The 26,812-nt window shown below is 48.7% G+C and carries 35 protein-coding genes and 1 tRNA gene; 15 read left to right on the forward strand and 21 right to left on the reverse strand.

Going from position 1 to position 26,812, the window contains the following annotated elements; translation table 11 throughout:
• The 6 genes from ACS5NO_RS20525 to purL form a co-directional block, all read right to left on the reverse strand.
• On the reverse strand, nucleotides 1-573 hold the full coding sequence (locus ACS5NO_RS20525) for a dihydrofolate reductase family protein (RefSeq protein ID WP_439416867.1): 573 nt from the start codon (nucleotides 571-573) through the stop codon (nucleotides 1-3).
• A 116-nt stretch (nucleotides 574-689) separates the two neighbouring features.
• Nucleotides 690-1,280, reverse strand: coding sequence for a nucleotidyltransferase family protein (locus ACS5NO_RS20530; RefSeq protein ID WP_439416868.1), 591 nt, complete (start codon nucleotides 1,278-1,280; stop codon nucleotides 690-692).
• 69 nt (nucleotides 1,281-1,349) lie between these two features.
• Nucleotides 1,350-2,414 carry an XdhC family protein gene (locus ACS5NO_RS20535; protein ID WP_439416869.1) on the reverse strand — a complete coding sequence of 355 codons (1,065 nt, stop codon included), beginning with the start codon at nucleotides 2,412-2,414 and terminating at the stop codon, nucleotides 1,350-1,352.
• 3 nt (nucleotides 2,415-2,417) lie between these two features.
• Complete coding sequence (gene truA, locus ACS5NO_RS20540) at nucleotides 2,418-3,188, reverse strand: tRNA pseudouridine(38-40) synthase TruA (RefSeq protein WP_439416870.1); 771 nt, start codon at nucleotides 3,186-3,188, stop codon at nucleotides 2,418-2,420.
• Nucleotides 3,189-3,227: 39 nt separating this feature from the next.
• Nucleotides 3,228-3,830 (reverse strand): Uma2 family endonuclease, encoded by a 603-nt coding sequence (locus ACS5NO_RS20545; protein ID WP_439416871.1) that lies wholly within the window; start codon nucleotides 3,828-3,830, stop codon nucleotides 3,228-3,230.
• A 15-nt stretch (nucleotides 3,831-3,845) separates the two neighbouring features.
• Nucleotides 3,846-6,095: a phosphoribosylformylglycinamidine synthase subunit PurL gene (gene purL / locus ACS5NO_RS20550; RefSeq protein WP_439416872.1), complete on the reverse strand. Its 2,250-nt coding sequence runs from the start codon at nucleotides 6,093-6,095 to the stop codon at nucleotides 3,846-3,848.
• Nucleotides 6,096-6,282: 187 nt separating this feature from the next.
• Here purL and ACS5NO_RS20555 point away from each other — a divergent pair, with 187 nt between their 5' ends.
• Both ACS5NO_RS20555 and ACS5NO_RS20560 read left to right on the forward strand, forming a co-directional pair.
• The gene (locus tag ACS5NO_RS20555) at nucleotides 6,283-7,077 is read left to right on the forward strand and encodes a HipA family kinase (protein WP_439416873.1); all 795 of its coding nucleotides are present in this window, start codon (nucleotides 6,283-6,285) and stop codon (nucleotides 7,075-7,077) included.
• On the forward strand, nucleotides 7,058-7,438 hold the full coding sequence (locus ACS5NO_RS20560) for a DUF3037 domain-containing protein (protein WP_114409532.1): 381 nt from the start codon (nucleotides 7,058-7,060) through the stop codon (nucleotides 7,436-7,438). Before ACS5NO_RS20555 ends, ACS5NO_RS20560 begins: the two co-directional genes overlap by 20 nt.
• 40 nt (nucleotides 7,439-7,478) lie before the next feature.
• Here the strand turns inward: ACS5NO_RS20560 and ACS5NO_RS20565 are convergent, their stop codons facing one another.
• The 5 genes from ACS5NO_RS20565 to ACS5NO_RS20585 all read right to left on the reverse strand — a co-directional run bounded on the left by ACS5NO_RS20565 (nucleotide 7,479) and on the right by ACS5NO_RS20585 (nucleotide 8,627).
• Nucleotides 7,479-7,703 carry a hypothetical protein gene (locus tag ACS5NO_RS20565; protein WP_114409533.1) on the reverse strand — a complete coding sequence of 75 codons (225 nt, stop codon included), beginning with the start codon at nucleotides 7,701-7,703 and terminating at the stop codon, nucleotides 7,479-7,481.
• Nucleotides 7,687-7,920 (reverse strand): hypothetical protein, encoded by a 234-nt coding sequence (locus ACS5NO_RS20570; RefSeq protein ID WP_439416874.1) that lies wholly within the window; start codon nucleotides 7,918-7,920, stop codon nucleotides 7,687-7,689. The genes ACS5NO_RS20565 and ACS5NO_RS20570 overlap by 17 nt, the downstream gene beginning before the upstream one ends.
• A 107-nt stretch (nucleotides 7,921-8,027) precedes the next feature.
• Nucleotides 8,028-8,255 (reverse strand): hypothetical protein, encoded by a 228-nt coding sequence (locus ACS5NO_RS20575; RefSeq protein ID WP_114409535.1) that lies wholly within the window; start codon nucleotides 8,253-8,255, stop codon nucleotides 8,028-8,030.
• A 91-nt stretch (nucleotides 8,256-8,346) separates the two neighbouring features.
• Nucleotides 8,347-8,420 (reverse strand) — tRNA-Arg (locus tag ACS5NO_RS20580).
• 66 nt (nucleotides 8,421-8,486) lie between these two features.
• Nucleotides 8,487-8,627 carry a VOC family protein gene (locus ACS5NO_RS20585; RefSeq protein WP_222930338.1) on the reverse strand — a complete coding sequence of 47 codons (141 nt, stop codon included), beginning with the start codon at nucleotides 8,625-8,627 and terminating at the stop codon, nucleotides 8,487-8,489.
• 593 nt (nucleotides 8,628-9,220) lie between these two features.
• Between ACS5NO_RS20585 and ACS5NO_RS20590 the strand changes: the two genes are divergently transcribed.
• Nucleotides 9,221-11,545: a T9SS type A sorting domain-containing protein gene (locus ACS5NO_RS20590; protein WP_439416875.1), complete on the forward strand. Its 2,325-nt coding sequence runs from the start codon at nucleotides 9,221-9,223 to the stop codon at nucleotides 11,543-11,545.
• Nucleotides 11,546-11,669: 124 nt separating this feature from the next.
• On the opposite strand, the gene ACS5NO_RS20595 is transcribed toward ACS5NO_RS20590, so the two are convergent.
• Nucleotides 11,670-12,515: a DUF1206 domain-containing protein gene (locus ACS5NO_RS20595; RefSeq protein WP_439416876.1), complete on the reverse strand. Its 846-nt coding sequence runs from the start codon at nucleotides 12,513-12,515 to the stop codon at nucleotides 11,670-11,672.
• A 271-nt stretch (nucleotides 12,516-12,786) separates the two neighbouring features.
• Here ACS5NO_RS20595 and ACS5NO_RS20600 point away from each other — a divergent pair, with 271 nt between their 5' ends.
• Together ACS5NO_RS20600 and ACS5NO_RS20605 are read left to right on the forward strand one after the other, a co-directional pair.
• Nucleotides 12,787-12,918 carry a hypothetical protein gene (locus ACS5NO_RS20600; protein WP_439416877.1) on the forward strand — a complete coding sequence of 44 codons (132 nt, stop codon included), beginning with the start codon at nucleotides 12,787-12,789 and terminating at the stop codon, nucleotides 12,916-12,918.
• A gap of 871 nt (nucleotides 12,919-13,789) precedes the next feature.
• Entirely contained in the window at nucleotides 13,790-13,930 is a 141-nt protein-coding gene (locus tag ACS5NO_RS20605) for a hypothetical protein (RefSeq protein ID WP_439416878.1), read from the forward strand.
• Between the two features lie 52 nt (nucleotides 13,931-13,982).
• On the opposite strand, the gene ACS5NO_RS20610 is transcribed toward ACS5NO_RS20605, so the two are convergent.
• The 3 genes from ACS5NO_RS20610 to ACS5NO_RS20620 form a co-directional block, all read right to left on the reverse strand.
• Entirely contained in the window at nucleotides 13,983-14,255 is a 273-nt protein-coding gene (locus ACS5NO_RS20610; protein ID WP_439416879.1) for a hypothetical protein, read from the reverse strand.
• An 82-nt stretch (nucleotides 14,256-14,337) separates the two neighbouring features.
• A complete protein-coding gene (locus tag ACS5NO_RS20615) occupies nucleotides 14,338-14,808 on the reverse strand; it encodes a DMP19 family protein (protein WP_439416880.1) in 471 nt (156 codons plus the stop codon).
• A 28-nt stretch (nucleotides 14,809-14,836) separates the two neighbouring features.
• Nucleotides 14,837-15,130, reverse strand: a complete 294-nt coding sequence (locus tag ACS5NO_RS20620; protein WP_439416881.1) for a hypothetical protein — start codon at nucleotides 15,128-15,130, stop codon at nucleotides 14,837-14,839.
• 401 nt (nucleotides 15,131-15,531) lie between these two features.
• Between ACS5NO_RS20620 and ACS5NO_RS20625 the strand changes: the two genes are divergently transcribed.
• Nucleotides 15,532-15,807: a hypothetical protein gene (locus tag ACS5NO_RS20625; RefSeq protein WP_439416882.1), complete on the forward strand. Its 276-nt coding sequence runs from the start codon at nucleotides 15,532-15,534 to the stop codon at nucleotides 15,805-15,807.
• A gap of 151 nt (nucleotides 15,808-15,958) precedes the next feature.
• Here the strand turns inward: ACS5NO_RS20625 and ACS5NO_RS20630 are convergent, their stop codons facing one another.
• The 3 genes from ACS5NO_RS20630 to ACS5NO_RS20640 form a co-directional block, all read right to left on the reverse strand.
• Nucleotides 15,959-17,002 (reverse strand): ligand-binding sensor domain-containing protein, encoded by a 1,044-nt coding sequence (locus ACS5NO_RS20630; RefSeq protein WP_439416883.1) that lies wholly within the window; start codon nucleotides 17,000-17,002, stop codon nucleotides 15,959-15,961.
• 217 nt (nucleotides 17,003-17,219) lie between these two features.
• Entirely contained in the window at nucleotides 17,220-18,299 is a 1,080-nt protein-coding gene (locus ACS5NO_RS20635; RefSeq protein ID WP_439416884.1) for a tyrosine-type recombinase/integrase, read from the reverse strand.
• Nucleotides 18,300-18,669: 370 nt separating this feature from the next.
• A complete protein-coding gene (locus tag ACS5NO_RS20640; protein WP_439416885.1) occupies nucleotides 18,670-19,038 on the reverse strand; it encodes a helix-turn-helix domain-containing protein in 369 nt (122 codons plus the stop codon).
• 115 nt (nucleotides 19,039-19,153) lie between these two features.
• Between ACS5NO_RS20640 and ACS5NO_RS20645 the strand changes: the two genes are divergently transcribed.
• From ACS5NO_RS20645 to ACS5NO_RS20685, 9 genes are all read left to right on the forward strand, one after another.
• Nucleotides 19,154-19,453, forward strand: coding sequence for a hypothetical protein (locus ACS5NO_RS20645; RefSeq protein WP_439416886.1), 300 nt, complete (start codon nucleotides 19,154-19,156; stop codon nucleotides 19,451-19,453).
• 31 nt (nucleotides 19,454-19,484) lie between these two features.
• The gene (locus ACS5NO_RS20650) at nucleotides 19,485-19,772 is read left to right on the forward strand and encodes a hypothetical protein (protein ID WP_439416887.1); all 288 of its coding nucleotides are present in this window, start codon (nucleotides 19,485-19,487) and stop codon (nucleotides 19,770-19,772) included.
• Nucleotides 19,769-19,984 carry a hypothetical protein gene (locus ACS5NO_RS20655; protein ID WP_439416888.1) on the forward strand — a complete coding sequence of 72 codons (216 nt, stop codon included), beginning with the start codon at nucleotides 19,769-19,771 and terminating at the stop codon, nucleotides 19,982-19,984. The genes ACS5NO_RS20650 and ACS5NO_RS20655 overlap by 4 nt, the downstream gene beginning before the upstream one ends.
• Before the next feature lie 85 nt (nucleotides 19,985-20,069).
• Entirely contained in the window at nucleotides 20,070-20,495 is a 426-nt protein-coding gene (locus ACS5NO_RS20660) for a hypothetical protein (RefSeq protein ID WP_439416889.1), read from the forward strand.
• Complete coding sequence (locus ACS5NO_RS20665) at nucleotides 20,492-20,626, forward strand: hypothetical protein (RefSeq protein ID WP_439416890.1); 135 nt, start codon at nucleotides 20,492-20,494, stop codon at nucleotides 20,624-20,626. The genes ACS5NO_RS20660 and ACS5NO_RS20665 overlap by 4 nt, the downstream gene beginning before the upstream one ends.
• Nucleotides 20,623-23,361 carry a BT4734/BF3469 family protein gene (locus ACS5NO_RS20670; protein ID WP_439416891.1) on the forward strand — a complete coding sequence of 913 codons (2,739 nt, stop codon included), beginning with the start codon at nucleotides 20,623-20,625 and terminating at the stop codon, nucleotides 23,359-23,361. Before ACS5NO_RS20665 ends, ACS5NO_RS20670 begins: the two co-directional genes overlap by 4 nt.
• 244 nt (nucleotides 23,362-23,605) lie before the next feature.
• A complete protein-coding gene (locus ACS5NO_RS20675; protein WP_439416892.1) occupies nucleotides 23,606-23,872 on the forward strand; it encodes a hypothetical protein in 267 nt (88 codons plus the stop codon).
• Between the two features lie 48 nt (nucleotides 23,873-23,920).
• Nucleotides 23,921-24,343 (forward strand): DUF3127 domain-containing protein, encoded by a 423-nt coding sequence (locus tag ACS5NO_RS20680; RefSeq protein ID WP_439416893.1) that lies wholly within the window; start codon nucleotides 23,921-23,923, stop codon nucleotides 24,341-24,343.
• A 1-nt stretch (nucleotide 24,344) separates the two neighbouring features.
• Nucleotides 24,345-24,779, forward strand: coding sequence for a hypothetical protein (locus tag ACS5NO_RS20685; protein WP_439416894.1), 435 nt, complete (start codon nucleotides 24,345-24,347; stop codon nucleotides 24,777-24,779).
• A 210-nt stretch (nucleotides 24,780-24,989) separates the two neighbouring features.
• On the opposite strand, the gene ACS5NO_RS20690 is transcribed toward ACS5NO_RS20685, so the two are convergent.
• The 3 genes from ACS5NO_RS20690 to ACS5NO_RS20700 all read right to left on the reverse strand — a co-directional run bounded on the left by ACS5NO_RS20690 (nucleotide 24,990) and on the right by ACS5NO_RS20700 (nucleotide 26,737).
• Nucleotides 24,990-25,346 (reverse strand): hypothetical protein, encoded by a 357-nt coding sequence (locus ACS5NO_RS20690; protein WP_439416895.1) that lies wholly within the window; start codon nucleotides 25,344-25,346, stop codon nucleotides 24,990-24,992.
• Between the two features lie 657 nt (nucleotides 25,347-26,003).
• Nucleotides 26,004-26,255: a hypothetical protein gene (locus ACS5NO_RS20695; RefSeq protein ID WP_439416896.1), complete on the reverse strand. Its 252-nt coding sequence runs from the start codon at nucleotides 26,253-26,255 to the stop codon at nucleotides 26,004-26,006.
• A gap of 62 nt (nucleotides 26,256-26,317) precedes the next feature.
• Nucleotides 26,318-26,737 (reverse strand): response regulator, encoded by a 420-nt coding sequence (locus ACS5NO_RS20700; protein ID WP_439416897.1) that lies wholly within the window; start codon nucleotides 26,735-26,737, stop codon nucleotides 26,318-26,320.
• Between the last annotated feature and the right edge of the window lie 75 nt (nucleotides 26,738-26,812).

Consider the following 26,812-nt stretch of genomic DNA (forward strand, 5'->3'; position numbering starts at 1 on the left):
CTAGCCGCGTTTGGGTTCGTAGTGAAGGACAACTATCCCACAGTCGAAAGCGACCGATTTGACCAGTTTTAGATTTTGAAGGCCGTTAACTTTGTTGAAAATCGGCATCCCGTTCCCAATGGCCGCGGGATTGATCAACAAATGGTATTCGTCAATCAGATCGTGTTGGATGAGCGCCGATACAAAAGTTGCTCCGCCATAGGCAATGATGTCCTGGCCGTCCTGATTTTTCAGGGCATTGATCTCGTCAACCAGGTCGTTTTTGGCTAACACGGTATTTTCCCATTCGGACTTTTCGAGGGTTTTGGTGAACACGACTTTGGGGGTTTCCGTAAATTTTATGCCGGCCGAAACCTCCGGATTGTCAGGATTTTCGGCCACAGAACCCCAGTAGGGAATGAACCCCTCTGCCAGTTTGCGTCCCAGTACGATGCAGTCAATCGGGTCGGTTAATGCCCCCACATACGTTTTCAATTCATCGTCCCAGTCGAACGTCATCCAGTCCATTTCGCCCGTTGGTCCCGCAATGAACCCATCGACGGTCATTTGCACCTGAAGTTTTAGTTTTCTCATCTTTTTGTAAGGTTATTCACAAAAATACGGTGTGCAATGGAAAGTGGAGGGTTGCTGGTGCGGCTTTAAAGCGGGGCAATTGCGACAAAGACGGTTTTCTTCTGGCAAAAGCTGTCTCACAACCCTAAAAACCGCTCGACATCCTGGCTTGTATCCAGGTCGATGCTTCCCGGTTCAAAGGGTACTTCGGCACAGTCGTCCGGATGGTTTTTGATGATCCATTTCGCGCCCTGATCTCCTTCCAGACTGAGCAGTTCACTGATGTATTTGCGGTCGAACAACGCCGGAACGCCGAGGCTGTTGGCGTAGCCGGATGCCACGATGCCTTTCCCGGATTCCTCGTAAACCTGCACCAGTTGCAACAATAAACCCCTGTCGACGTGGGGCTGATCGGTGAGCAGAAACACCACGGCGTCGATCTCTTTCTGGGTCAGATATACGGCCGCCAGACCGGTTTTTACCGACGACGACAGGCCCTGCGGCCAGTGCTGGTTGTCGATAATGGTCACGGGCAACCCTTCCAATTCGGGTGCGATGCGGTTTTTATTCGCACCAACGACTACTACGACGGGCCGAAACGTTGTTGCCAGGGCGGTATCGACCACCCGCCGGAGCAGCGTACGTCCTTCCCACTCAATCAATTGCTTGGGCTGGTGATTCAGCCGGGAGGAGGTTCCGGCGGCTAATATGATGATGGCAATGTTCATAAGGAAATGCCCCAAACCCTAAAGAGGCTTTTGCCGATACTTAAAGCCCCTTTAGGGATCGGAGTAAAATTAAGTGAGATCTACCGAATTGCTGATGGACTGTACCGGCTGGTGGATAGGTGCATTCTTGAATTTCAGCGGTTGCGCGGAAGACTTGCGGAAAACCGCCTGAATTTCGGCCAAAATCGACAGCGCAATTTCCTGTGGATTATCGGCGCCGACGTCCAGACCAACGGGCCAGAAAAGCCGCTGTTCATCCGTCGGAGCGACAAATTCACGAACGTCGTCCAGCAAGGCATCGCCCCGTTTTTTGGGGCCCAGCAGACCAATGTAGGGAATCTCGGTTTGCAGCAATTCCTGTAAAACCGCCTTGTCGTATTTGAAGTTATGGGAAATCAACACCGCTGCAGAGTACGCGTCGATCGGAATCTGCTGCCGGATTTCATGTCGTTGAACCGCCAGCATGTCGTCGGCTTCGCCAAACCGCCGGGGTTGCAGGTGCGCCACACAATCGTCGGTGATCACCACGCGCCAGCCAATCTGTTTTGCCAGTTTTACGAGCGGAACGGCATCGTAGCCGCCCCCAAAAACCAGCAACTGAATGTCCGGTTTGAGTTCCTCCACAAAAACACCCGCCCCGTCCGGCAAGGCAGTTTCGACGGTCAAGGGCCGCCGTTCCTGCATGACGCGGTCGAGGGTTTCGAGCGGATTTTCCGAATCGTTGGGGTCGATGGACTGAATCAGGACGTCCAGCACCCCGTTGCAACCCAGCCCGATGCCGAAATTTTCACCCTCCGGGTCGGACGTATCGTAGGTCACCAGACGGGCTTGCCGGGTCTGCATCACCTCACGGGCTTTCCGAAGAGCGTCGCCCTCCAGACAGCCGCCACTGATGGCCCCGATCCACTGCCCATCGTCGGTGATGTACATGCGGGCACCCGGTCGGCGATAGCCCGAACCGCTCAGCCCCACAACAGTCGCCAGGGCGGCTTTACGCTGGCTGAAGTCGGTTTTTCGGTAGGCCCGGATAATTTGTTGAAATTCGTTGATCACGTTCTTAAATGATGATGACCGGGTCGCCGGTGCGATGATGAACGATGGATGATGAATTAAGGCTAATTTAGAAACATTCATCGTTCATCGTTCATCATTCATCATTTTCTTACTAAATACTTCCGCCGGATAGCCCACTTCGACCAGAAACAGCCCGCTGGCCGGGGCCGAACGACCAGCTTTCCGGCGGTCATTCGCCAGCAAAATCTCCTGAAATTCGGCAACGGTCATCCGCCCCTGCCCTACTTCCAGCATGGTTCCGACCAGGGTTCGGACCATGCCGTAGAGAAACCGGTTGGCCTTGATGTGAAAAACCAGTTGATCATTCTCGATCAGCCACTCTGCCCGGTGAATCACGCAGCGGAAGTGCGAAACGTTCGTTCGTACCTTGCTGAAACTCTCAAAATCAGTGTGTTGCAAAACAAGATTGGCGGCTTCGTTCATCAGGTCGATATTCAGCTCCGGGCGAAAGACGTAGACCAGGAAATCCAGGAACGGACTTTTCTGCTTTCGAATGCGGTATTGGTAATAGCGGGTTGTGGCCGAAAACCGGGCGTGAGCGGTCGGATCGACCGGAAAAATGGACTGAATCGCAATGTCGGGCGGCAACATGCAGTTCAGGGCATGGATCATCAAATCCGTCAGGGCGATGGGTTTTTCGATGTCAAAATGCGCAAACTGCTGTTCGGCGTGCACCCCGGCATCCGTCCGACCGCTCCCCACAATGGCAATGCGCTCTTTCAGAATCAGGCTCAGCTTCTGCTCCAAAACCTCCTGAACACTAATGCCGTTGGGTTGAAATTGCCAGCCGTGGTAGGTTGTTCCGCGGTAGGAAAGTTGAATAAAGTAGCGCATAAAATGCAAAAATAACGCTCCAATGCGCAAAACCGTCTTTTAAGACCGAGCAGGTTCTTCGTCGATCACTGTAAAATCGATGCCTTCGTAGATGGCCCCGACAGATAATTCAAAATTAAAGCGCGGAAAGACCACGAGATCTCCCGGTTGGACATACCGCTGGTAAGTCCACTGATCCGTATTTTCCACCCGGGCATATAACTCAACTCCCAGCTTATACTGGTTAATCAATAGGTAATATAATAGGGATGGCATTTTCTGGTATTCCTCCCATTTATAATCCCGATCGGTAGCCACCGATGATTTGGATAAAACTTCAACGATCAGGCTCGGCTGTCGGATGATATACTGGCTTTGTAAATCGAAAGGATGACAGGTCAGAACGATGTCAGGATACGGATAGTACTCATTTTTGACTACTTCTACTTTGACGGTTTCGGAATAAACCCGACATCCTTTTGGGCGAAAATGACTTTTCAATAAATCTTTTACGCTATCAACCAGCAAGTTATGGCGGAGTGTGCTCCCCGCCATATCATAGATTTGTCCTTTGTAAAACTCATGACGAATTTCACTGGCTTCTTCCAGCTTGAAATATTCTTCTGCCGTTAAAATCGGTTTTCCTACCGGAAGAGCATCCATATTGTCAAAGGTTCTTTATTGCATCTTCTTACCCAACGCATTGTCATACAACTCCTTCGCTTCGACAACTGTTAAAACCGTCTCACCGTCGATTACAAAACCGCCTTCCGAAACCGTTCCTAACCGTGTAATGGCGACACCCGATTTTTCCAGTGATCCTTCGAATTGAGCCTGTTTGTCCGGTGAAACCGACACCACCACCCGGCTCTGGCTCTCACCAAACAGGAAGGCATCTTTCCGGAAACTGCCGTTGGTCTGGATCGTAAAACCGGTTTGCCCCGCCATGGCCGATTCTGCCAGCGTGACGAACAAACCGCCGTCTGAAATGTCGTGCGCGGACACAATCAGTTTTTCAAGAATAATTCCTTTTACAACCGCTTGCAGGGTGAATTCTTCCTCCAGATCGAAAACCGGGGCCGGAGACCCTTTTACATTCCGGTACGAATACAGGTATTCCGAAGAACCGACGTCATTTTTCGACTCACCCAGCAGGTAAATCAGATCACCCGGTTTCTGGAATCCGAGCGTCATGCGGTTGTCCGGGCTTTCCATCAGGCCCAACATGCCGATCGTTGGTGTCGGGAAAACCGGGCCTTCGTCGGAGCTTTGGTTATAGAAACTGACGTTACCACCCGTCACCGGCGTGTTGAACCGCTCGCAGGCCTTTTTCATGCCTTTGATAGCGCCCACAAATTGCCAGTAAACTTCAGGCACGTAGGGATTTCCGAAATTCAGGCAGTTCGTGATGGCCAGCGGCTCACCTCCCGAGCAAACAATGTTGCGGGCGGCTTCGGCCACGGCAATGGCGCAACCCTCTTCGGGGTCGGCGTTCACGTAGCGGCTGTTGCAATCGACCGTAATGACGATGGATTTATCGGTGCCTTTGACGCTGACGACGGCGGCATCCGAGGGCGCGTTCGTGCCGCGGTTGGCGGTTCCCACCATCGAGTCATATTGCTCATAAACCCAACGACGTGAGCAAATATTGGGGTGCGAAAGCAGGTGTTCGGCTACGGTCCGGATTTCGCCGGTTTCCACATCCGGAATGCTATCGATGGAGAACTTTTTAAACTCCTGGAAATAAGCCGGTTCGCGGTATTCGCGTTCGTATTGTGGCGCTCCACCACCCAGCACCAGGTCATCGGCCGGTACATCGGCAACCAGTTGGCCGTAGCGGTGAAAATGCAAACGACCGGTATCGGTGACGACCCCAATCTGTTCGCAATTCAAATCCCATTTATCAAAAATCTGACGGATGACGTCTTCTTTTCCTTTTTCAATCACGACCAGCATCCGCTCCTGCGACTCCGACAGCAAAATTTCGAACGGTTCCATGTTGAGCTGGCGCGTCGGCACTTTGTCCAGGTCGATGTACATGCCATGTTCGCCTTTGGCACTCATTTCGGAGGTCGAGCAGATGATACCGGCCGCCCCCATGTCCTGAATACCAACGACATAGCCTGTTGCAATAATCTCCAGCGTGGCTTCGAGCAGCAGTTTTTCCATGAACGGATCGCCCACCTGCACCGCCGGGAGTTTTTCAGTCGATTTATCCGAAATATCTTCCGATGCGAACGTCGCGCCGTGAATACCGTCTTTGCCCGTGGCCGAACCGACGATAAAAACCGGGTTCCCGACACCATACGAAGTCGCCTTGGCCACTTTATCGGTTTCGACAATCCCGGCCGAAAACGCGTTTACCAGCGGATTGACGTTGTAACAATCATCGAAATACACTTCCCCGCCTACCGTCGGAATACCGAACGCGTTGCCGTAATCGCCGATGCCTTTGACGACGCCTTTCAGCAAGCGCCGGGTTTTGGGCAGCGACAGGTTACCAAACCGCAGGGAGTTCAACTGGGCAATGGGTCGCGCACCCATCGTGAAAATATCGCGGTTAATACCGCCGACGCCTGTTGCCGCGCCCTGATACGGTTCGATGGCCGACGGGTGGTTGTGCGACTCGATCTTGAAACTACAGGCTAGCCCGTCGCCAATGTCGACCAGTCCGGCGTTTTCTTCACCCGCTTTGGCCAGCATCCGGCTCGGCGCATCGCCCGTCGTGTCGCGGGGCAGGGTTTTGAGCCAGATGATCGAGTTTTTATACGAGCAGTGCTCCGACCACATGACGGAGAAGATACTCAACTCTGTAAAATTGGGTTTACGGCCCAAAATGGCAATAATACGGTCGTATTCGTCGGGAAGCAGACCCAGTTTGCGGGCCGTTTCGAGGGTTGGTAATTGATCGGTCGTTTCGGCAGACATGCGGATTGAGCAGAATGTTCGTTCCGGCAAAGGTAAGGCTTTTCGGCTATCCTGCCGAAGTCCACACCAAACGAATCGGGAATTCGACCCGGTTTTCTCAAAAAATTGGCCTAAATTTCCCGCAAACTCGCACTGAACACCGGAATCGACCGGTTCTGTCGGGTAAACCTGTTTATGAACGATGCCTATGAACAACCGCGAACCTGAACTCCGAACCGTCCAGGTAACCCGGTATGTGACGCCCCTGCGCGAAGGTGGTTCGCTGCCCGCCATTGTGGAAGCCGACGATGATTTTCTATACGTGTTGAAGTTTCGGGGGGCCGGGCAGGGCGTTAAAGCGCTAATCGCGGAACTGATCGCCGGAGAAATCGCCCGCGCACTCGGTTTCCGGATTCCCGAAATTGTGTTCGCTCTGCTTGACCCGGTGATGGCCCGCACTGAACCGGACGAGGAAATTCAGGATTTGCTGCGGGCCAGCGGAGGGCTGAATCTGGGTCTTCACTACCTCTCCCGCGCCATCACCTTCGACGCCATTGTAAACGACGTCGACGCCCGGTTGGCTTCCCAAATCGTCTGGCTCGACTGCTTTATCACCAACGTAGACCGCACCGCCCGCAACACCAATATGCTGATCTGGCACAAGGAATTGTGGCTGATCGATCACGGTGCCGCGCTTTATTTTCACCATTCGGGGCAGAACTGGGCCGAACAGGCCGTCAAACCGTTCGGGGCCGTGAAAGACCACGTGCTGCTGTCGAAGGCAACTGAACTCGAAACCGTCGATGCGGAATTTCGCCGGATCTTAACGCCCGAACGCATCGCGTCCATCGTGGCGCTCGTTCCCGACGAGTGGCTGGTTCAGGAAGGCTCTACCGATTCAGCAGAGGAGCAGCGGCAGGTTTACACCCGGTTTTTGGAAACCCGGCTCGCCCATTCAGAAATTTTTGTCAAGGAAGCGCAACATGCCAAAACACTTGTTTGAGTACGCCGTCATCCGGGTCGTACCGCGCGTCGAACGGGAAGAATTTCTCAACGTCGGCGTCATTCTGTATTGCCCGGCGCAGGGCTTTTTGAAAACCGTATTTGAGCTGAATGTCGCACGGCTGAGTGCGTTTTGCCGCGAGATCGACATTCCGGAACTCCACGAACGGCTGCGTGCTTTTGAACGCATTTGCGCCGGTCGGCGGGAAGGCGGAGCCATCGGGCAATTACCCATTGCGTCCCGGTTTCGTTGGCTCACCGCCAACCGCAGCACCATCGTGCAAACGTCGCCGACGCATACCGGTTTGTGCGACGATGCCGGAGAAAAGCTACAACAACTTTTTGAGCAACTGGTGCAGTAGTGGGTACTTTGGACGCCGGTTTTCTCCAATAGCAAACGGATCATTTTTCGGATTTTTCCGGCCGATTCAACCCGTTTTTCAGCAATTGCTGCAGTAAATCAGTCATCAAAAAACCCATTGCTCCTCCCCAGAGTGTCATGGTCTGCCAATGGGATTGAATCGGACAGTGACCGGTTAAACAACCCACTTCATGCCAATACAGAAAACCGCCCAATGCACCCAGGATGGCTCCGGCTCCTTTCCATCCATTAGTGTATTTCTTCATAATCAATTTCTTTTACCGGTTCATCGATTTTTTTTCGCGCTGCCGGTATGCCACACTGACCGCCCGCGCAACCCAGATTCAGCATCGCCTGAATGACCAGCAAGCCCCCGATGATACCCATGAGCGGCTGATGATCGACAAAAGAACGCCACAGAATAAGCAGGCCGACAGAAAGACGGACAATCCGCAAGACTCCCCAGTTTTTAAGATTCATCATCGTTATGGTGTTTAAAAGGCCGCCGGTTTTTAACCGATACCGGGGCCGTATTTTTAACAAATGACGCCAAATCTATCGGGTTATTCAGTGATAAAAATCACACTGACTCACTCTTCGTCGGAAGCGGGGTGCTTGCCTTCATACACTTCTTTCAGAAAGAGGCCTGTCGATCCCGAAAACGACATAATGGCGTATTGGGTAGCGGTATAGCCCTGCTTCCCTTTGGTTTTGGCCAAAGCCAGCATATCCGCCCGCTTTGATTCCAGGTGCAGGTTAAGCCAATGGACCATTTGCCGGTAGGCGTCATTAAATTCTTTCTCTTCCTCCGGGCTCATGGCTCAATCGGATAAATTCGTCCTGATCAGATTGTGTATAAAAGAAAATAGCCACCCTTCCAAAAGAGCGGCTACGTGACTTGACATCCGGTGATCCCGTTTGGATTCGAACCAAAGACCGTCTGATTAGAAATCAGATGCTCTATCCAACTGAGCTACGGGACCGAAATCGAGTCCAAAAGTACAGGATTAGCCGCAATTCCACAAGAAAACACCAGTTCATTGTCTAATTCATGAATCCAGGCCATCGGCACCCATTCGGTTGAGACTCAGAATCTCGGAATTTTTAAAGATTGAAACGTAAAAATTCATGGCCTCTTCGGCCTGGTTATCGAACCACCGGAACGGGGTAACTTTTGGCTGGCGTGTCATCGGAGTCGTAGAAAAGGGTAATTCTTTTCAACAAATGTATCACCATTACCGCTGGAAAGACGGGGGTAAACGCGACAATCTAAAGGGTCGATTACGCCATCGAAGGAGACGACCCGGAAGCTCGAAGCGGCTTTTTATGCCCTGAAGCGTGGAAACGAATAACGCTTCGGCCTGGTGAATTACCTGAAAACTAACGGAAGCGGGCTCACATGCCTTACTGAATTACCTGGCATTTCGACGGCAGTTTTAACGTCAAAATAAACGTCTTTTTTGACATTTAAACAGACCATCAGAACAGACGTCAAAACATCCGCGTCCACTTCTCTTTATTATTCAGCCTGATCGCCCCAGCCATTCTGGCTTCAGGTAATTAAAACACCTCACAAATCATCCGAATTTAAACCATCTTATAAATCCGGTTATGCTATCTATCAATACGGTTTATAGCGTAAATGTGTCAGTTTATGTCCACACACAAAATTAATATTAACATAGTTGTATTCTTTTTTAACTTTAAGCCGCATACCGCTTCTAATTGTGCAGGAGCTGGCTGTTTAAACAAGTTCACATCCCCTATTTCCCTTTCATTTCTTATGAAAAACAACTACTGTTTAACCCTGACACGCCAGGGTTTATTACTTTTCGTCGCGCTGTGGGGAAGTATTTCCTCCCTGTTGGCCCAGTCCCCTATTCCGCCTGTTTACTGGCAAACGGTTTTCGATAAAACCAATACGCCGGATTTTAGCCGGGGCGAACTTTTTAGTTCTGTCGAAATAGCCCGAACGCCAGACGGTGGTAGTGTCATCATGGCAAGCCCCTTTTTTTTCAATGCGAGTACACCGTTCGTTACCAAACTGGATCCAAGCGGCAAAGTCGCCTGGACAACCGCTCTGCCTAACTTTTTTTTCCCCACTGGAATCCAAACCCAGCCAAATGGGAACATTGTGATAGCAGGAAATTTTTCATCGAATTTTGCTCCGATCAGTATTGGATTTATTCGTCTTAACCCGGCTGGCTACATAAATTATAACAGCGCCCTAGACCTGCCCAATAAATTCACCATTCAGCGTAATCTGGGCGATATGGTTCCCGCTCCGGATGGTGGTTTTCTGTTGATTGGTTATGATACCCCTCTGAATAGCCCTACCCAGCGTCTGGACATTGTGTTAGCGAAAGTTGACCAAAATCTTACTTTAAGCTGGTATAAAACGATAGGCGGAAGCGGAGTAACGTTTTTATTTAAAGCGGTTCGGGCCTCTGAGGGCGGAGGTTATCTGATTCATGCTACGTCCAGTGATCCAAAGATCACTGGCAATCCGGATATGACCTATGGACTTTCATTCGATTTTAAAATTGATGAAACCGGCACGATTGTCTGGCAAAGTGTAGGCCGCCAGAACGGCGTCCTGCGCGCACTTTCTCCGCGGAATGGCGGTTATTATGCCATCGGAAATTACGGTTGGATTACAACCAGAGCGATTTTTAAACTCGACGAACAACTCAATGTAATCCAGGGTGTGCCACTGCCTGATGTGGATGATAACAACAGCCAATATTCCATTTCAGTAGCTACAACACCCGATGGAGGATGTATTGCCGTTGATAAATTAATAGACCGCTATCCCAATGGACCTGATTCGGACTACCGGATCACGAAGTACTCTCCCAATTTGGAAATCGAATGGCAGGAACTAGGGGGAGGTCCGGGAAATGATGAAGCCCGTCGTGTCATTGTCAATCCCGACGGAACCTACCTGATAGCAGGAACTACGACATCACCCCGGACATTTGGCGGGGTCGATGACGGAGGAAAAGTAGCCCTTTGGGTCCGTCGGCAGGCGGCTTCCGTTAATGCTTTGCAGCTCAGGGCTCCGACCTATGATTGCAACACCGGGGCCATTACCTTCAATACCGTAGGGGGTGATGGTAGTCCCATTACGTTTATGGCTCCAGGCATTAGCAGGGCTACACCGGCCAGTAGCTCAGGGGTTGTAGAAGACGGTTTACGGTTTGACCCCAAACCCATCCCCATTCAGGCTACTCAAAATGGCGTCACGGTTAGCCTTACGTTTGACCTCAAAGCCCATTGCAATGGTGGAGAACCCGCTCCAGGAGGTAGCCTGTCGCTGACCCAGCCCACCTACGATTGTAATACCGGGGCCATCACATTCAACACGACGGGCGGAGATGGAACAACCATTACCTTTGTGGCACCGGGTATCGCCCGGTCCAGTGTCACGAGCGCTACAGGAACGGTGGAAGCTGGTTTACGGTTTGACCCCAAGCCCATCCCCATTCAGGCCAACCAAAGTGGTGTTACGGTAAGCTATCTGTTTGATTTACCGGCTTACTGCAACGGCGGGCAGCCTTCTCCGGGTGGAGGTAGCCTGTCGCTGACGCAGCCCACCTATGATTGTGCCACCGGTGCCATTACGTTTAATACGACGGGCGGGGATGGAACAACCATTTCTTACGTGGCTCCGGGTATCGCAAGAACGGGTTCCACGAGTAATACGGGAATGGTGGAAGCCGGTTTACGGTTTGACCCCAAACCCATCCCGATTCAGGCCACTCAAAATGGCGTCACGGTTAGCTATTTGTTTGATTTACCGGCTTACTGCAGCCCCAATCCGAATGCCCGTCTTGGAGAAAGCGAATCTGGCCAAAAGCTGACGGTCCGAATCCTCGAAAACCCCGTACGTCACCAACTCCGTGTTCAACTGGCTGGGCCCGCTCAGGCACCAATCCAGTTACGGATTACTGACTTACAAGGCCATGTCCTCCAAACCCAAACCATCAATCCTGACCAACGAAAAGACAATCCGGTGTTTGGGGTTGATCAGTTGCCGACCGGGTTCTTTATCCTACAGGCCACGACAGGTCAACAGGGTCAAAGCATTAAGTTCCTGAAAAAATAACCTGTTCACCGATCAGAACCGGCTCCATTTCACTCAGCCCTGGCTTTAAAAGCACGAGAGCGCAGTAAAGTGGAGCCGGTTTTTCAACCGGTGAACCGCACTGCTCCCTTCCCCAAAGAGAGACTTAGCTATTCGTGTTGATCACTTCGTACCGGGCGCGTACAAACATGAATATACCGTAGCAAAACAAGCCCAGTGCTACGGCCCCAAGCAGAAACGAACCGTAACTGGCTTTCTCCAGAAAGGCAAAAGCACTGCTACTGCCTCCGACTTCGCGGGCATTGGACTCCATAGCCGCTTTTATAAACAAATACCCGATCAGCCCCCAGACAATTCCCCGCGCGATGTAACCAATTTTCCCGGACCGGATGATCATCTCCTTTAGCTCCGTTTTGATGGAAGAGGTCCGGACATTTTTCAGGTATTTACCAGACATGGCCCGGTAGATCTGGTACAACCCGATACCAATGATACTGAGGCCAATCAGGCCAACAAGCCATTGACCATACGGTTTCTCCAGGAGTTCCCAAACAAGGGTCTGCCGCGAATTGTCCCCGCCCTGATTACCCCGGCTACCCAGTACCATCCGGAAAGAACCATACGCCAGGAATCCATAGACCAACCCGCTGAAGGCATACCCAAACCGACGACCGATGCCTTTGGCGTCGTTCCCCTTGTGCTCGTTATCGAGAAAAGCCTGCGTGAGCCGCCAGAGGGCGTAGCAGACCAGACCCGCAGCCACCAGTGCCAGCAAAAACTGCCCAAACGGTTGATCCAGTATAAATCGAAAAACTCCCTGTTTGTTGAGATTACGTTCTGAACTGCCGCCGATTTCAAAAGCAGCCATAAATGCCAGTATACCAACCAGGCAGTAAACAACTCCTTTGGCCACCAGGCCAAACTTGGCAAAACGCTTTACCCATTGAGGCTGGGTTGAGGGTATGTGGGAGGAGATGCTGGATAAGTTCATCGTCGAAATCGTTATGTGTAGGTTGCTTTCCGCATAATCGGTCTGCTGTAAATACCATAATTGATTTAGAATACCAAATGTTTTATGTTTCGCTACAGAACAAGCCCTCGAAGCTAGAAACACGGTGTAAAGCCCTAAAATTTGACTTCAATGGGTCATAAATTATTGTACTCACGATGACCTGCTAAAATTTTTGCTGTAGCTCATGGACTTGCTACATTTGACTGGAGACGATTTTTAGGCACATTTTGGAACAAACCCAAAAGTACCCATGAAGAAAAGACATGTATTTGATGATGCCTTCAAGCGAATGACCATCGAATTTTCCTATGCCAAAGGCTCTATGCAGGAAGTCACCCGTGAACTTGGCATTGATTCGATCGCACCGATTTCTATGGATTAAGCAGTAGCTGGCGCATAATTTTTGGCATATTTTTTACCTCGACAAACCACAGCGCAAACACGTTGAATCTTGTTACGAGCTGCATCCAAGACTAGCATCGTGTGCTTGCCCTCGCCCAACTTGCGTTGGTAATAGTCTTGAAGATCGCCCCGCATCTGGATGCACTGGCCTGCTGGCCGGGAGCTGGCTCTGGTACTCCCCGAAGATTGGGTGCAACATGGATTACTGGATCAGTTGACTGAATGAATACGAACACCGGCGGATCTGGAAAGACACGCGGTTTCACTTAGATCAGAAGGATACGTTTGTACATGCGGGGGGATTGGCGGAGTTTCGGAATTTGGATGCGGAAGAGAAAGATTTTGAGTATTTGCAGCGGGTATTTAGAGGGGATTTAGTCACAAAAAAGTGGGCGGAATAAGTAAATTGAAATATCTGTATCAGAAAACACAAAAATTGCCAATTTAATAGAGAAATTATTTTTTTTTAATTTCGTACCGAATTGTAAATCCAAAATCAAATGGTAGTAAAACCTATTGATGAAGTTCTACTAAACAAGCTTAAAACAGCACTGATAAAATCTGGATTCCCTCTTGATATGGAAGTTGCAAAAATATTAGAAAAATTGGAATGAGATAGATCAACAGGTACACAATACTTTGATTTTGAGACCAACCAAATTAGAGAGTCAGATATCATTTCAAGTAAAGTGATTAATGTAGTTGAAGTGAATAAATACTTGAATGCAAGAGGTCATCAGAAAAAAACTTATATTTTATCAACCTGAGCACTCTTTTTTCATAAATAAAGTTTTCAGTCATCGGACGAACCGCCCCTGTATAAAAACGGCGAAGGCATCCTGACCTCATTCATGGGTATCGCCAAACTGGGCGTATTCGGCAATTTCGATCAGGTCTGCAAACAGAACGTGCACACGGTCTGGATTTTTCTGAGAGATAACAACCTGAAGATCAAACGGGAATTGGACGATTTGCGATCAGAAGTCAGGTGAGGATTTTGTATTTTTTTATGACTCGTTAGACAACTAACCATATGAAAAGAGATTATCCCCAGAATTGGCTGATTATCTCTTGGACAATAGAATCTAATTTCAATCCATAATTATTAACTCGGCCATCGGTTGTTCCTCTAGTTCTAATTACTTCAACTAACCCTTCTCCTAAGGTTTCAAGCTGATGCTCAGTCAACGGTATATCAATATATCTTTTGTCGGGGCGGGCGTGAATCTTTTGAGAAATAAAGTTGAAATTGGGGTTATCCTTCAACGCGATTAGTAAGATTTCATAAGCATCGTTATTAAGCTTTAGCGCCTTCATTCTGTTGTATAATTACCATTATTATATTCAATATTCAAATCTTCTAATAAAAAATAAAATGAACCAGAAAGATTATACAGATTCATAAAATATTTCTGGCTGAAAAGCTGTCTAATAACTGCTCCAAGTTTTTCTCACAGGCATAATATTCAGTGTCTAATCTATTTAAGTACTCAAAAGTCTCATCTTCAAAGTCAACTATACAGCTCAATTCTCTATTAGCTATCTTACTAATCAACTGATTATTATTTGACTCTTCTAACCTTAACCGTTCAATCGCTCTGCTCAAGATCTCTGCCTGAGGAAAAGCCTTAATCACTTGTAAACAGTTAATCGTTTCAAAAGCGAACTGCCCATAAGAATTGAAAAAGTATTGATGAAGTCCCCCGTTGAAGACTTGGTTATGAAATGTAATAATTTCATAGGTTAATCGCTGTGGAACAGGCAAGTTCATTACATAGTTGTACCAAACTGGATACGTTGCAATTAGTAGGTTTTGATCAATACCTAGAACGGCCTTTTGATAAGCAGATTCTACAAGATTAGAACCCATTATTCCTGTTATATAAGTGAAGATTATATTAATCAGCAACCTCTTCAGAGGCTCTTTTCAGCTTTCTAGCCAGTTCTAAATTCTTGGCCATGTTGCCCGATAATCCCATCATCTCTTGCTCAATCGATAGTAGTTTTTGGGCTAACTCCTCAGCAATTGCCCCACGTACAACCAAGCTAAACATCTGGCCGGCATAAGTCGAATATTCATCTCTTGCTTCAAAGCAATCATTGATTCCAATAGGATCCCATTCCCGCCATAGTAGCTCGTCTATGTAGTTGTATAATTGGTTTTGCTTGTCACTTAGTCTTCGAAAAGACATTTCCTCTGTTGTATAATCAGGAACTATTTTAATTAATGATCCAATGTAAGAAAGATTGAATGACTTTTTGGAATTACTCTTTTAATTCTGTCCTGTCGTATAGCCCCCCAATACCCCAATTTCGCCGGAAACCATCTGACATACGATGCTTTCCGGCGATTTTACTTCCTACGTGGATTACTTCCGGCAGTGGGCTAACGCCCACCCCGATCTGAAATTCTTTCTGTACGGCGGGGTCGAAAAGGGCATGGACTACGCCCGTTCCTTTTCTGACTTCGATTACCCCTGCAGTTGGTGGCGGAAATCTCCTTTAATGAATACGGCCGCTTCAAAGATATGTCCCAGGTGCGCTACGGCGACAAGTTACCGCCCCTCGAAGCGCTCGAGTCTTTCGTCAAAATGTGGGGCTGGGTCAGTTTGGCCGCGCTCCGGGGTATCAGGGCCGCTCGGTGAGCAGCATCAACGAAGCCGCCCGCCGGATTGCGGCCGCCATTCTATTTTCCCGTCGGAAGGTGCCGGTGGTCAAAAAACAATACAGCGGCACCTGGTACAACAGCACCAAGATGCGGCTGATCAATTCAGCCCGGTATCGACGGCGGGTCAGGACGGCGGAAGTGGTCAATAGTTGGTACGCCAGGTTGTTGGAGCAGGCTGACACCGAATTGCTCGTTATCTAAAAATTTAATCTCACAAACTCAGGTGAAGTGGCAAAAAGGAGACATTGATTGGTGAGATAGCAATTCGAGACCATTTCCAACTTATAATGAAAGCGATTTGGTCAGATAAATGGTGCCGAAAAAACGGGTGTTTAAAGAGATGGCATACACATTATTTCTGATCCACTTTCCTTCTAAAGTCCGTAATGGTTTTTCCATCATAACGAAACACGCCACTTATAGACCCCAAAGCGCCAAACCAAATACTTCCATCGTTCGCTTCCAGAATCCCACAAAGCATTCCCGGTCCTTCTATTGACATTATTTCGGTTACAGTTGGCTTTTCATTGTACAAGGACTTTTGATCATAACGTAAAAGTTTCCAGGTCCCGACTCCATTAGGGTTTACTGCACCGGTAGTCCAGATGTTCCCTTTTTGATCTTCGATCATAGCTGAAGCACCTCTATTCGATACCTTAGTAATAGTTCTACCATCATAGCGCCAAAGACCATCATTGCTACCGAGCCAAATGCTTCCTTTTTTATCTTCGATTATTGACCAAACGTTGTTGAAGGCTTTACCGTCTTTATTTCTGAAAACCGTAAATGTTTTTCCATTATAAAAACAAGCCTCGCCCCTTGTGCCAAACCATATTTTCCCGGTTTTGTCTTCCATAATAGTATTGATATCATTGTTGGAAAGTCCGTCTTTCATTGTAAAATTTCGAAAAGATTTCCCACCTGCCCGGCTGGGATCGAAACGGCTTATTCCACCACCGGTACCGAACCAAATAGTACCGGCTTTATCTTCATAAATTTTCCCAATCCTATTATTGACAAGTCCCTGCCTTATTGTGAAATGCGTAAAGATTTTCCCATTGTAATGATAAACTCCCGAATCACTGGTAGCGAACCAAAGGTTTCCGCGTCGATCTTCCAGAACATCCCAGTATCTGCGCGGACCTATTTTACTGGCGATATTGGTAAACGATTTTCCATCATATCGAAAAACACCACCCCGTGATGCCGCAAACAAAATGTTTCCGTTTCTATCTTGCTTTACATTCCGAACCATTCTGTTAGGCCCGTAGGAAGTGACTGTGTCTTTGATCGTGTAATTGATCGTATCTTTTGGGAGGTCTGTTTTTTTTTGTTCTACACAGGAAGTGCAAAAAACCAAAACGAAAAAGGCGAATAAATGTGTGTATATCATCATTTTGCTTTTTTATTATCGAGGTGTTTTAGCAAATCTACCAGGTTCTGTTCCTCGTTTTGGTTAATGAGTTGCCAACAAATGTTAACGAAATGTTAAAGCCTTTTTGATTGATACTGTGCTTTTGTCTCTAAGTAGTTGGAGATAGAGTACAAAAATCTTGCCTGCACAACTATCTCACATTAACGCTCGTTTGTGAGGCACAATCATTAAATTGATTCTATAAATAAAAACCGTCCTGTTTCAACCCAGGGCGGCTTTTCAATTTGGTGGACAGTTCACAACTACCCAGCTTCTTCAGATGGCGGACGTGACGGTTGTAATAGCTATTCTTTCCGGGTGGAGTCGGCCCGGGAATCACTTTAAAATTGTTGGGATGCCGGGGATTATCAGAATTTTTCTGGTTACTGAACACGTAGTAATCCGGCGGATATTTCCGTAAACCGAGACGAATGATTTCGGCCTCCAGGGCCGGTGAGAGAAATGGGTACCGGAACCGGTTCGTTTTCCCCCGTTTGGCCGTAATCCTGATACTGGTTGGCATCAGGTCTTTCACCTGCAGCAAGCGGATCTCCTGCCCCGGTCGAGCGAAGGTGTAGTAAATAAACTGGCAGAACAGCCACAACTGCTCGTCGCCCCGCTCCAGAATCGATTCCTTCAATTCGCGGATCTGCTCCGGGGTAAAGGGCAAGTGATCTTCCGATTCCTCCAGGGAGTCTTTTCGGATCTTTGCCGCCGGATTCTTCTCAATCACTTCCCGCTCGACGTACATCTCAAAAAACGAGTGCAGAAAGCCCAGAATGTTGTTGCGGGTCTTGCCCGCCAGCCTGACCTGGTCCATGAACGCCAAAACGACGGGTTTGGTAATCTGGCGTAACTGGACCTGGGCATTCCCCCGATCCTTGAAAAACGCCTGGAAATGGTTGCTGTAATTCGTGTACAGGATCGCCGTGCTGTCGGCAATATCGCGTTTGGTTTGAAAGAAGTAGGCCACCGCCTGGGTCAGCGTCAGGTTTTTACTCAGGGTAACGTCGGAGGCTGCGGGTTGGGGACTCGGTTTGGGGGTACCGACATAGGCCCCGTTTTGCAGCTCTTTGCTTACCCAAGCAATTATGTCCGACGCATCTTGTTCACGCTCGGGGTCGGTACTCCCCTGGACCAAAACGCGCTTGCGGACGAGCTTCTGGGTATCCACATTCCAGACGTAGTACAGGATATACCAGACATTGGTGGTTTTGATCAACCGGGGGAGTTTGTAGGGGTAGGGACTACGGTTCGAATTTTGGGTTCTTTTTGTCACAATTCACTCTTGGAAAAGTACAATTACGGGCAGTTGTTACAAAAAAAACCGCCCAAATCGTTAAATTTAGGCGGTTTTTAGCGTCGGGGTGGCAGGATTCGAACTCCGGGCCAAAACGCATAAAAAAGACCTAAATTAGCGCATATAGGGGCTTTTTTAATGAAAATTGGTGCCGATTTAGACCTATGGAACTGCCAATTTCCAAGTTTCTGATGTTTTTTTCTCCTTCATCTCGCAAAGACATTCAAGTAACCATAAGTCATGTTTATAAAAGAAATTAAAATTTGTAACCATTTTATTTGCTTGGTTAACTAATTAATTAACCTAATTATAGCCGAAGTTTCCAATAATAATCCCCCCCAGGAGGACCTCAAACCTTCTGCCGCTCGATTGTTTTAGCCTGTTCTTCTGACTGTTTTTGTAACAATTTGTTCTTCTCCTCTAATAATTGATTCTTTTCTTCAAGCACTTGAATGTATTTGTTCTTCCAGAATTCAGCAGAGTCATCCTTCGCAGCAGGTAGTTCCTTTTCTGTACTCTCTTCAGTTTTAAGTAAATCATCAACTGTTACACCTAATACTTTGGCAATCAAGGGCAATTTGTCTTGGCTTGGCAATTTCCCTTTAGTGAACCAGCCATTAACAGCCTGTCTGGTAGCACCTGTGGCTCTTACCAGATCGACTTGTTTGAGCCCTTTCTGACTCATTAAAAGTTTTAAACGCTGCGCAAATGAAGCCATCGAAAAAATATATAGCCCAATAGTTGACAAAATGTAGTCTAATAGACTACATTTGCCACTGTTAAATCTAACACTGGTAAAAGTAGCCAGACAAACACAATCCACCAAACCCAAAATGAATGTGGGGGCAATGAAAGGACAAAAGGCCACTGCAGCCGAAGAATGGCGTAACCGAATGAGAAATGCTCGTTCTAACCTCCCCAAAGGGATCGGCCAGCAAAAAGTGATTGATGCTGTCATTGTGATAGCCCCTCATCTCGACTCGTTAAGTAACTCGACCCGCTGGCGGGAAGCCTGGCTCTGCCGGGTAGCTGACCCCGAAATTACCCTGCTCGTCGAAGAAGTTGCTGTTTCCCTGAAGGACAAGGAAAAAACAATGAGGAAACGACTGAGCCGACACAAGCTTAATCGCTAGTAAATGAATTTCAATTTAAACCAAGTAAACGATGATTCTGAACCATGGAGAATTAGAGAAGTATCCGGCCATCAAGGGGTTGGCGTCCATTCTGTACGCCCAAAACCACCTCGATTCCCTGTCGATTCGAGAGGAACCCGACCGGCTGAGGGGTACGAATTACATCATTGAGCTGGTGGGCGAAAAACTGCGACTTGGCTCATTGCTGCTGACCAAAAACGGTCGAACCGATGCCACCGACATTCAGATTTTTGCTTTCGGCAGTCGGTGCAAAGCCCTCATTACCATCTACGAACCTTATCCGCCCCACCAAGCATGACCGCCATTCAAATTATTCTGGCCTACTTTGACGGTTCGCTCGCTCTGATGAACGAATCCGTTTTACAAGACGCTCAGCGTACGATTGATACGTACATCGCCCGGTTGATCCGCTACCAGGAACTGGACGGCATCGACACCGAAAAAGACCGGAAGCTCCTATCTGAAGTGAGTGATTTCCTGACCGCTGCCCGCTCCCTGCAGCTCCATTGATTTCGTCCTTATTCTGAATTAGTCCACCCATCACTTTTGGTACACGAGACATCTATTGTGTGCCAAAGCAACCCACTCATGCCCTATGCTACTGCAAACACTCCGAAAGATTCTCGGCCATCTCCGTCCCAAAGCCACCAACCGCTTCATCACCCTGGCCGTGCCGTTCGAAAACCAGCCCGCCCTGGACGTTTTCCACGCCATTCTCGACACCCACATCCTGATGAAGCTCAGGGTGTACGCCGACGAAACAAGCATCCCCTTCCCGACGCCGGTACTTTACCAGCTCGATGCGCTTGTCCCCGACGAACCGGCCAATTCCATTGGCACCTATTCTGATTTCGACAACCTGCGCGTCTACCTGAATTTCCTGCTGGAAGGGCACCGGGTGGCCCAGTCGGCCTGGCTGCTGCACCACTCGCTGGAGATGGAACACCAGGCCCTGCGCGATTTGCTGCGGGTCCTTCCGGACTCGCCCCACGCCCGGCTTCAAATCACTTTTTACCTATGAATCCCCAGGCCCATTTCCTGTTGCAGTGGTATAGCCTGCTGGCGGTTCTGATCCTGTTGGCGCTGGGCATCTGTTTCCCGCGCCTGTGGATCTGGCTGATGGATGAACCCAAAAAGAAACGCAAGCTATGATCGAGCGCCTGCAGACGTATTCGTTTTCATTTTTCAAAGGGGGCATTCGGGTCAATGCCCCGTCGGCCACCCTCACCCTGGCAGATGCCGTCCGGCTGATATCGGACGGCACCTACCGCCAGAAGGTTCAGCAGATTCGCACCTTTCCCGACCCCAAAGCCCGCAAGCCGCTCAAGGAAGGGCTGGACTACGTGACGTTTTCGGGCGTCTTTGCGCCGACCCGCCTGGTTAAAAACCTCAAACAGCATTCCCGGCTGCTGGTCCTGGATTTCGATCACGTCGAGAATCTGGACGAAACCCGCCTGCAGCTCCAGGCCGATCCGCACACGCTGGTGCTGTTTGCCTCTCCTTCGGGCGATGGACTCAAACTGATTCTGGAGATCGACCCGGACCGGCACCCGGAGGCCTTCGCCGATCTGGCGTTTTACTTCCGGCAAACCTACCGGCTCGACGTCGACGCCAGCGGGTCGGACGTTTCCCGGCCCTGTTTTCTGAGCTATGACCCGGACGTCTACCTGAACCCAAATGCGGAACCGTACAAAATCAAGGGGCTGGCCACCCGGAAGGAAAAACCCAAAACCGACATCCAAATCAAGAAGGATGCGACGGAGGTTTTCCGCCACGTCGCGGCTGTGGTGGAGCGGATTGAAGCCGCTCAGGTCGATATAACCGGCAACTACTCCAATGAATGGCTCCTGATCGCTTTCTGTATGGCTACACTCGGTGAAGATGGTCGGGCCTTGTTCCACCAGGTCAGTCAGTTCAACCCGAACTATACAGTGGAAGATGCCGATGAGAAATTTACCAATGCCGTCCAGACCACCCGTTTTACGCACCCCTGGAAGTTCTTTCAAATTGCCAAAGATTACAACATCGATGTCTCTAAAACCCGCAAGGAAAAGAAGGTAGCCGAAAGCTCGGATCAGCCCGATCCGGAAGCAAAATCCGTTGACAAACCCAAAAAGGCCGATCGCATTCTGTCGCAGAACGTCGATTACCGCGACGGCGGCATCTGGATTTGGGGCACCAAGAACTGGATTTGCGTGGCCGAGAATTTTCAGATTTACGTCAAATATTGCACCGAGGACGAGAACGAGGAAAAGACCTGGATTCTGGAGATTCTGCGGATTGGCATCACCAAACCGCTGTACATCGAAATTTCCCACGAGGAGTTTTGCTCGGCGACCAAGCTCAAAAACAAGCTGGCCAGCCACCGACTGGCCCTCAAAATTACCGATACGTATCTGGGGGAACTCTGGCAGCACATGTTCCGGATGAATTTCCCCAACGCCGTCAAGGTCACCCGGCTGGGCTACCATCCGGAGAGCCGCGTGTTTTTCTTTTCCAACAAAGCCATCAGCGTCGATTCGGCCGATGCGGTGCTGGAACCCGACGAGTTTGGCATCGTGGCGGTCAACCCGCCGGACGGCCAGCCGCCCCTGTGTCTGTCCATGCCGGTGGTCAAGAAAAAGCGGGCGCACCTGTTTCAGTTATCCCCCGGCACCTTAACGTTCAACGACTGGTTTGGCTTGCTGGTGCAGGTGCACAAATACGAGAATGCGATCATTCCGGCGGCTTTCTACCTGATGGCGTTGTTCCGCGACCTGGTGGTCAAACACACCAACGCCAGCCCGATTCTGTATTTGAAGGGCGGGGCCAGCAGCGGCAAAAGCTCCATTGCCCGGTCGCTGTGTCGGCTCTACAACCTGCACGAAGCGGTGGCCAACCTCAAAAACAAGAACACCGAAGCGGGGCTGGTCCGGGTGATGTCGCACACCTCCAACGGGGTGATCTGGATGGATGAGTACCACAATGATTTTCCGTTTGAAGGGTTGCTGCAGTCGGCTTACGACGACAATGGCTACATCCGGGCCGAAGAAAACAGCCGGGACGGCACCGACACCATCGACATTTACAGCGCCCTGGTGCTGACGTCCAACTACATTCCGGAAAACCCGATTTTCTTCAGCCGCTGCCTGTTTGTGCCCATCACCGAACAGCAGAAAACCGACGAACAGGTGGAAGCCTTCGCGCGGTTTAAGGACATCGAGCAGGACGGTTTGTCGTTTGTGACGCTGGAAATGCTGAAACACCGGGCGCTGGTGGAAGCGAATCTCAAGCAGGCCTACGATGATCTGTATACGCCCCTGAAGGAAGCGACCCGGCACGAAAAACCGGTGGAACGGCTGATCTCCAACATGGCCCGGGTGCTGTCGGTGGCCTACATCCTGCAGATTTTCGGCAAGATCAACCTGCAGTTCGAGGTGACCAGCGACGACGACATTCTGGATGAGTTCGTCGCCATCGGAACGCGCGGGATTCTGCGCCAGCACACCATTCAGACCGAGAAAACGGCGCTGTCGGAATTCTTCGAGATCATCCAGAACCAGTACGAAAACGGCTTTATCCAGGAAGACATTCATTTCCGGTTTGAGGGAAGCCTGTTGCACCTGCGGTTTCCTTCGCTTTATACCATTTACGCCCAGAAATACCGGCAGACGTTTTGGAAGTCACCGGCCGAGCGCGACACGTTGCGCGACGAAATTCTGGCATTCGAAGCACCCGACGACCCTAATAACTTTTTCCGCAACATCCGTTTCAATGCCGATGCCAGTGACCCTTCCGACAAACCCAAGCGCGTCGTTACCGGCTCATGTTCAATGACCTATAGCAAGTTGACTGACAAGTTTGGAGTTGATTTTCGTGGAAAACGAGTAGAGCGAACGATGATGTAAAGTCCCGGAAAAAGAAGGAATTATCTACTACACTACTACAACGAGAGTTATCCACCTGATTATCAATAGTAAACGTGTAGTAAAGTTGTAGTAATTCCGTAGTAAACCTGTAGTAATGTAGTATTTGTAGTAGGCGCTACTACAAAAAAACTACAAACCGAACCCATCAAGCTATTCATTTTCAATCAATTGCCGAATTGTAGTAGTGTAGTAGAACTACGACCCCGAAAAATCAGCAAAAAACATGGAAACGCTGGAAGTCGAAACCGAAAAAGTACAAAAAACCGAGCCGGTGATTGCCCGCTTTAGCCGCTGGCGGGATGGGCAGGGGCAACTGTTTCTGGTGCTCTACAAAGTGGGCGGTTTCGATGCCGGTGGCACCTGGCGCGTGAGTCAGATCGGGCTGTTGAACATCGATACCGAAGTGCCGCAGGAAGTGAGCCTGGCCCAGTTCCGGGACTGGGTCGAAACCGGGACGCTGAAACGCTTTACGGGCATCGTGGCCATGTGATGAAACCAACGCATTCATTCATTTTATAACCTCTAATCAATCATTTTTATGCAAGACGCACAAGTCGTTACGGGCAAGTATCTGGGGACCGGCAAGGTCAAAGAAGTGGGGCAAAACGGGTACACGGTCCGCTCGTTCTGGATCGATATCACGACCAATCCGGAATACCCCAATACGCCGGAATTTCAGTTGAAAGGCGATAAAGTCAATCTGGTGAATGACCTGAAGCCGGGGCAGACGATTGTGGTCAAATACAACCTGGATGGCCGCAAATACGACAAGACGGCGGAAGGCGGCAAGAAGGGCGTGGTGACCAACCTGAACGCCTGGCGCATTGAAGTGGTCCAGACGCAATCGGCGGCTGCGGTGGCCGGTTTACCCCAGGCTCCGGTTCCGAACCGGACGGCGGGACTACCGCAGCCCGCACCAGCCGGACTGGGAAATGCTGCCGACGACGATATCCCTTTCTGATATGCCCGTCGATTACAAACGCTATCATCCGAAGTGGAGCCTGATCAGTCGCCTGATCCGGTTCCACCGGGCAAAAGGCCGGTGTGAATGCTGTGGCGTTGCCAACTACTCCGTTGGTCAATGGCGGGAAAACAAGTGGTTGCCGGTTCACGGCACGCCAGAAGCGGATCGACTCGGGGCGGGGTTAGGCAGCTATAAGGAAGCGACCGCCTACCGGGATGAGCATAACCTGCGGTTTAACGACTATCCGATGGCAAAACTATCGGTTGTCGTGTTGACCGTCGCGCATCTGGATCACGATATCACCCACAATCGGTTTGATAACCTCCAGGCGCGGTGCCAGCTCTGCCATTTGTCGCACGACCGGCGGGACAATGCCGAACGCCGGATGTATGGGCCAACGGGGCGGTTTTACAATCAACTCCGGCTTTTATAAATGTAGTAGATCACTTTCTAAGCAAATTTTATTTTTCTTTAATCAATCCATTCCTCCTGAATAGAAAGTCAACTATTCCTGGTTAATAAACTGACGTTTTTCGTAGATTGAATTTTTAAATAAGTTAATGAATGAAATAATTCTAATGGATCGATATCGATTATATTTATTAAAATATACACCTAGAGATATTTTAATAAATAAATCTAGCTAATTATGAATAACCTCACTTGGAGGGGTAATGTGATTCTTATAATCCAACAAATCCTTCTCTGTTTCAAAAAGGCTCTTCTGTGGGCTAAGAAATTCTACGGTGATACTGATTCTGGGCAACCCATCACGGTCACCCGATGGCTTCAAATCGTAGATGCCACTACTGACCACCAATTCGTGAATTTCACGACGGTGACGGATAACAATGCTATTGCCAATACTGCCATCCAAAATGATTTGAATAATTTTTGCCTGAAAATAGGGATACTCATTGGCTTCTCCGCAAAATTGATTGACCCAAACAGTGTCACCAATCAGAAACGGGATTTCAACTGGACGTAAGGAAAGTTTCATGGAAATAATGGAGTTAAGATTAATTTCTAGATTGATGTCAGTGCTTGTGTGAAGCAATACACTTATTATGAAGCCTGGTGCTTTCTTTGATCATAGCCTTTTGCCAAATTGAGAAATGCAAATTTTTGGAATGCAGTTTGGCTATCTGATTAATATGAAGGAGATAATTGGCTTGAACTTGCGGACGTACCTACGCCTGTTGGTCAAAATCGATTTGGATCATTTGAGCGGTGGTTTTTGGAGCAACTTGGCCGACAGCTTAGGATACAGGGGGCAGGGAAGGGGCTCATTGTGAAGTGACTATACTAAAGATACGGAAAGTATTCCGAATAAAGATAAGAAGTTAAAATAACCTCCCATTCGCAAATAAATCAATTTTTTAAATGTTCAATCATGAAGCGATCTTTATGTGGTTAAGCTTAAATGCCCCGAATAAAATAGCATAAAAAACCTATATCGAGTTCTATGCATACGACGAAAATAGCTATCAAAATATGCGAATTGATTTTCATCGGATAGTCAGAATGAAATTGACCTTAAAAACAAAACCCAGCATGACATGCCGGGAAATGTCAAAAATTAAACGTGTACTACTTTATTCTTTTCTGAACACACAAATAGTATACCACAGGTAACTCCCTGATTAATTACTCCAGCTTATGAACTTAGCACTTGTTGATACTCTACTGTCAAATTTCTTACGTATTTTTCAATTGGTTCACTATCAAATGCCTCTATGGGCAAGTCGGTTCGTCTCCCAACCTCATCAACCACACACGCGGATATTAGAGTATAGCCTTCTGCCACAAACTGAGATAATATATCAAAGAGAGTTTCAATATCCTCACTGAGAATATTTTGGCTCACTACAGAACCATCAAAGCCAAGATGAGAAAACTGAAGGAGCATTTATTTACAACTAGAGTTTATCGGCAGGAAATACAATCTCCCGATGGATTGTTGCAAGCGGATTATTTCAATGAAGGAGCTACGATGTTAAATTCCCAATAGGCTTTGAATATTTCAACCATTTTGAGGTATTCAGAATAATTTGTTGGTTTCTTAAAGTAGGAAGTTGCACCGAGTTGGTAGGATCGTTGGATATGGTTTCCATATTCCGAACTGGAAAACATAAAAGTGGGAATCGAGGAAATCGGGGGACTGGCCTTTAATTTGGTTAAAGCGTCAAAGCCATCCATTACCGGCATATTGATGTCTAAAAAGATGAATGTGGGTGGAGTTTCATCGACATGGATAGCATCCAGTAATTTTTCTCCATCTTCATACACTTCAATCTGAATGTTCGGATAATATTTCTTAAAAGCTTCCTGGAAAATCCATACATCGTCTTGATCATCATCTGCTAAATAAATCTTGAGGTTACATTTCACTCGGTGGTATTTAAAGGGGAAGGGCGATAAATTTGCCTATTGTACAGTGATAACAGGATTTTTTCGGCAAATGTT

It is taken from the genome of Larkinella fluvii (assembly GCF_051857545.1).
Taxonomy (GTDB): Bacteria; Bacteroidota; Bacteroidia; order Cytophagales; family Spirosomataceae; genus Larkinella.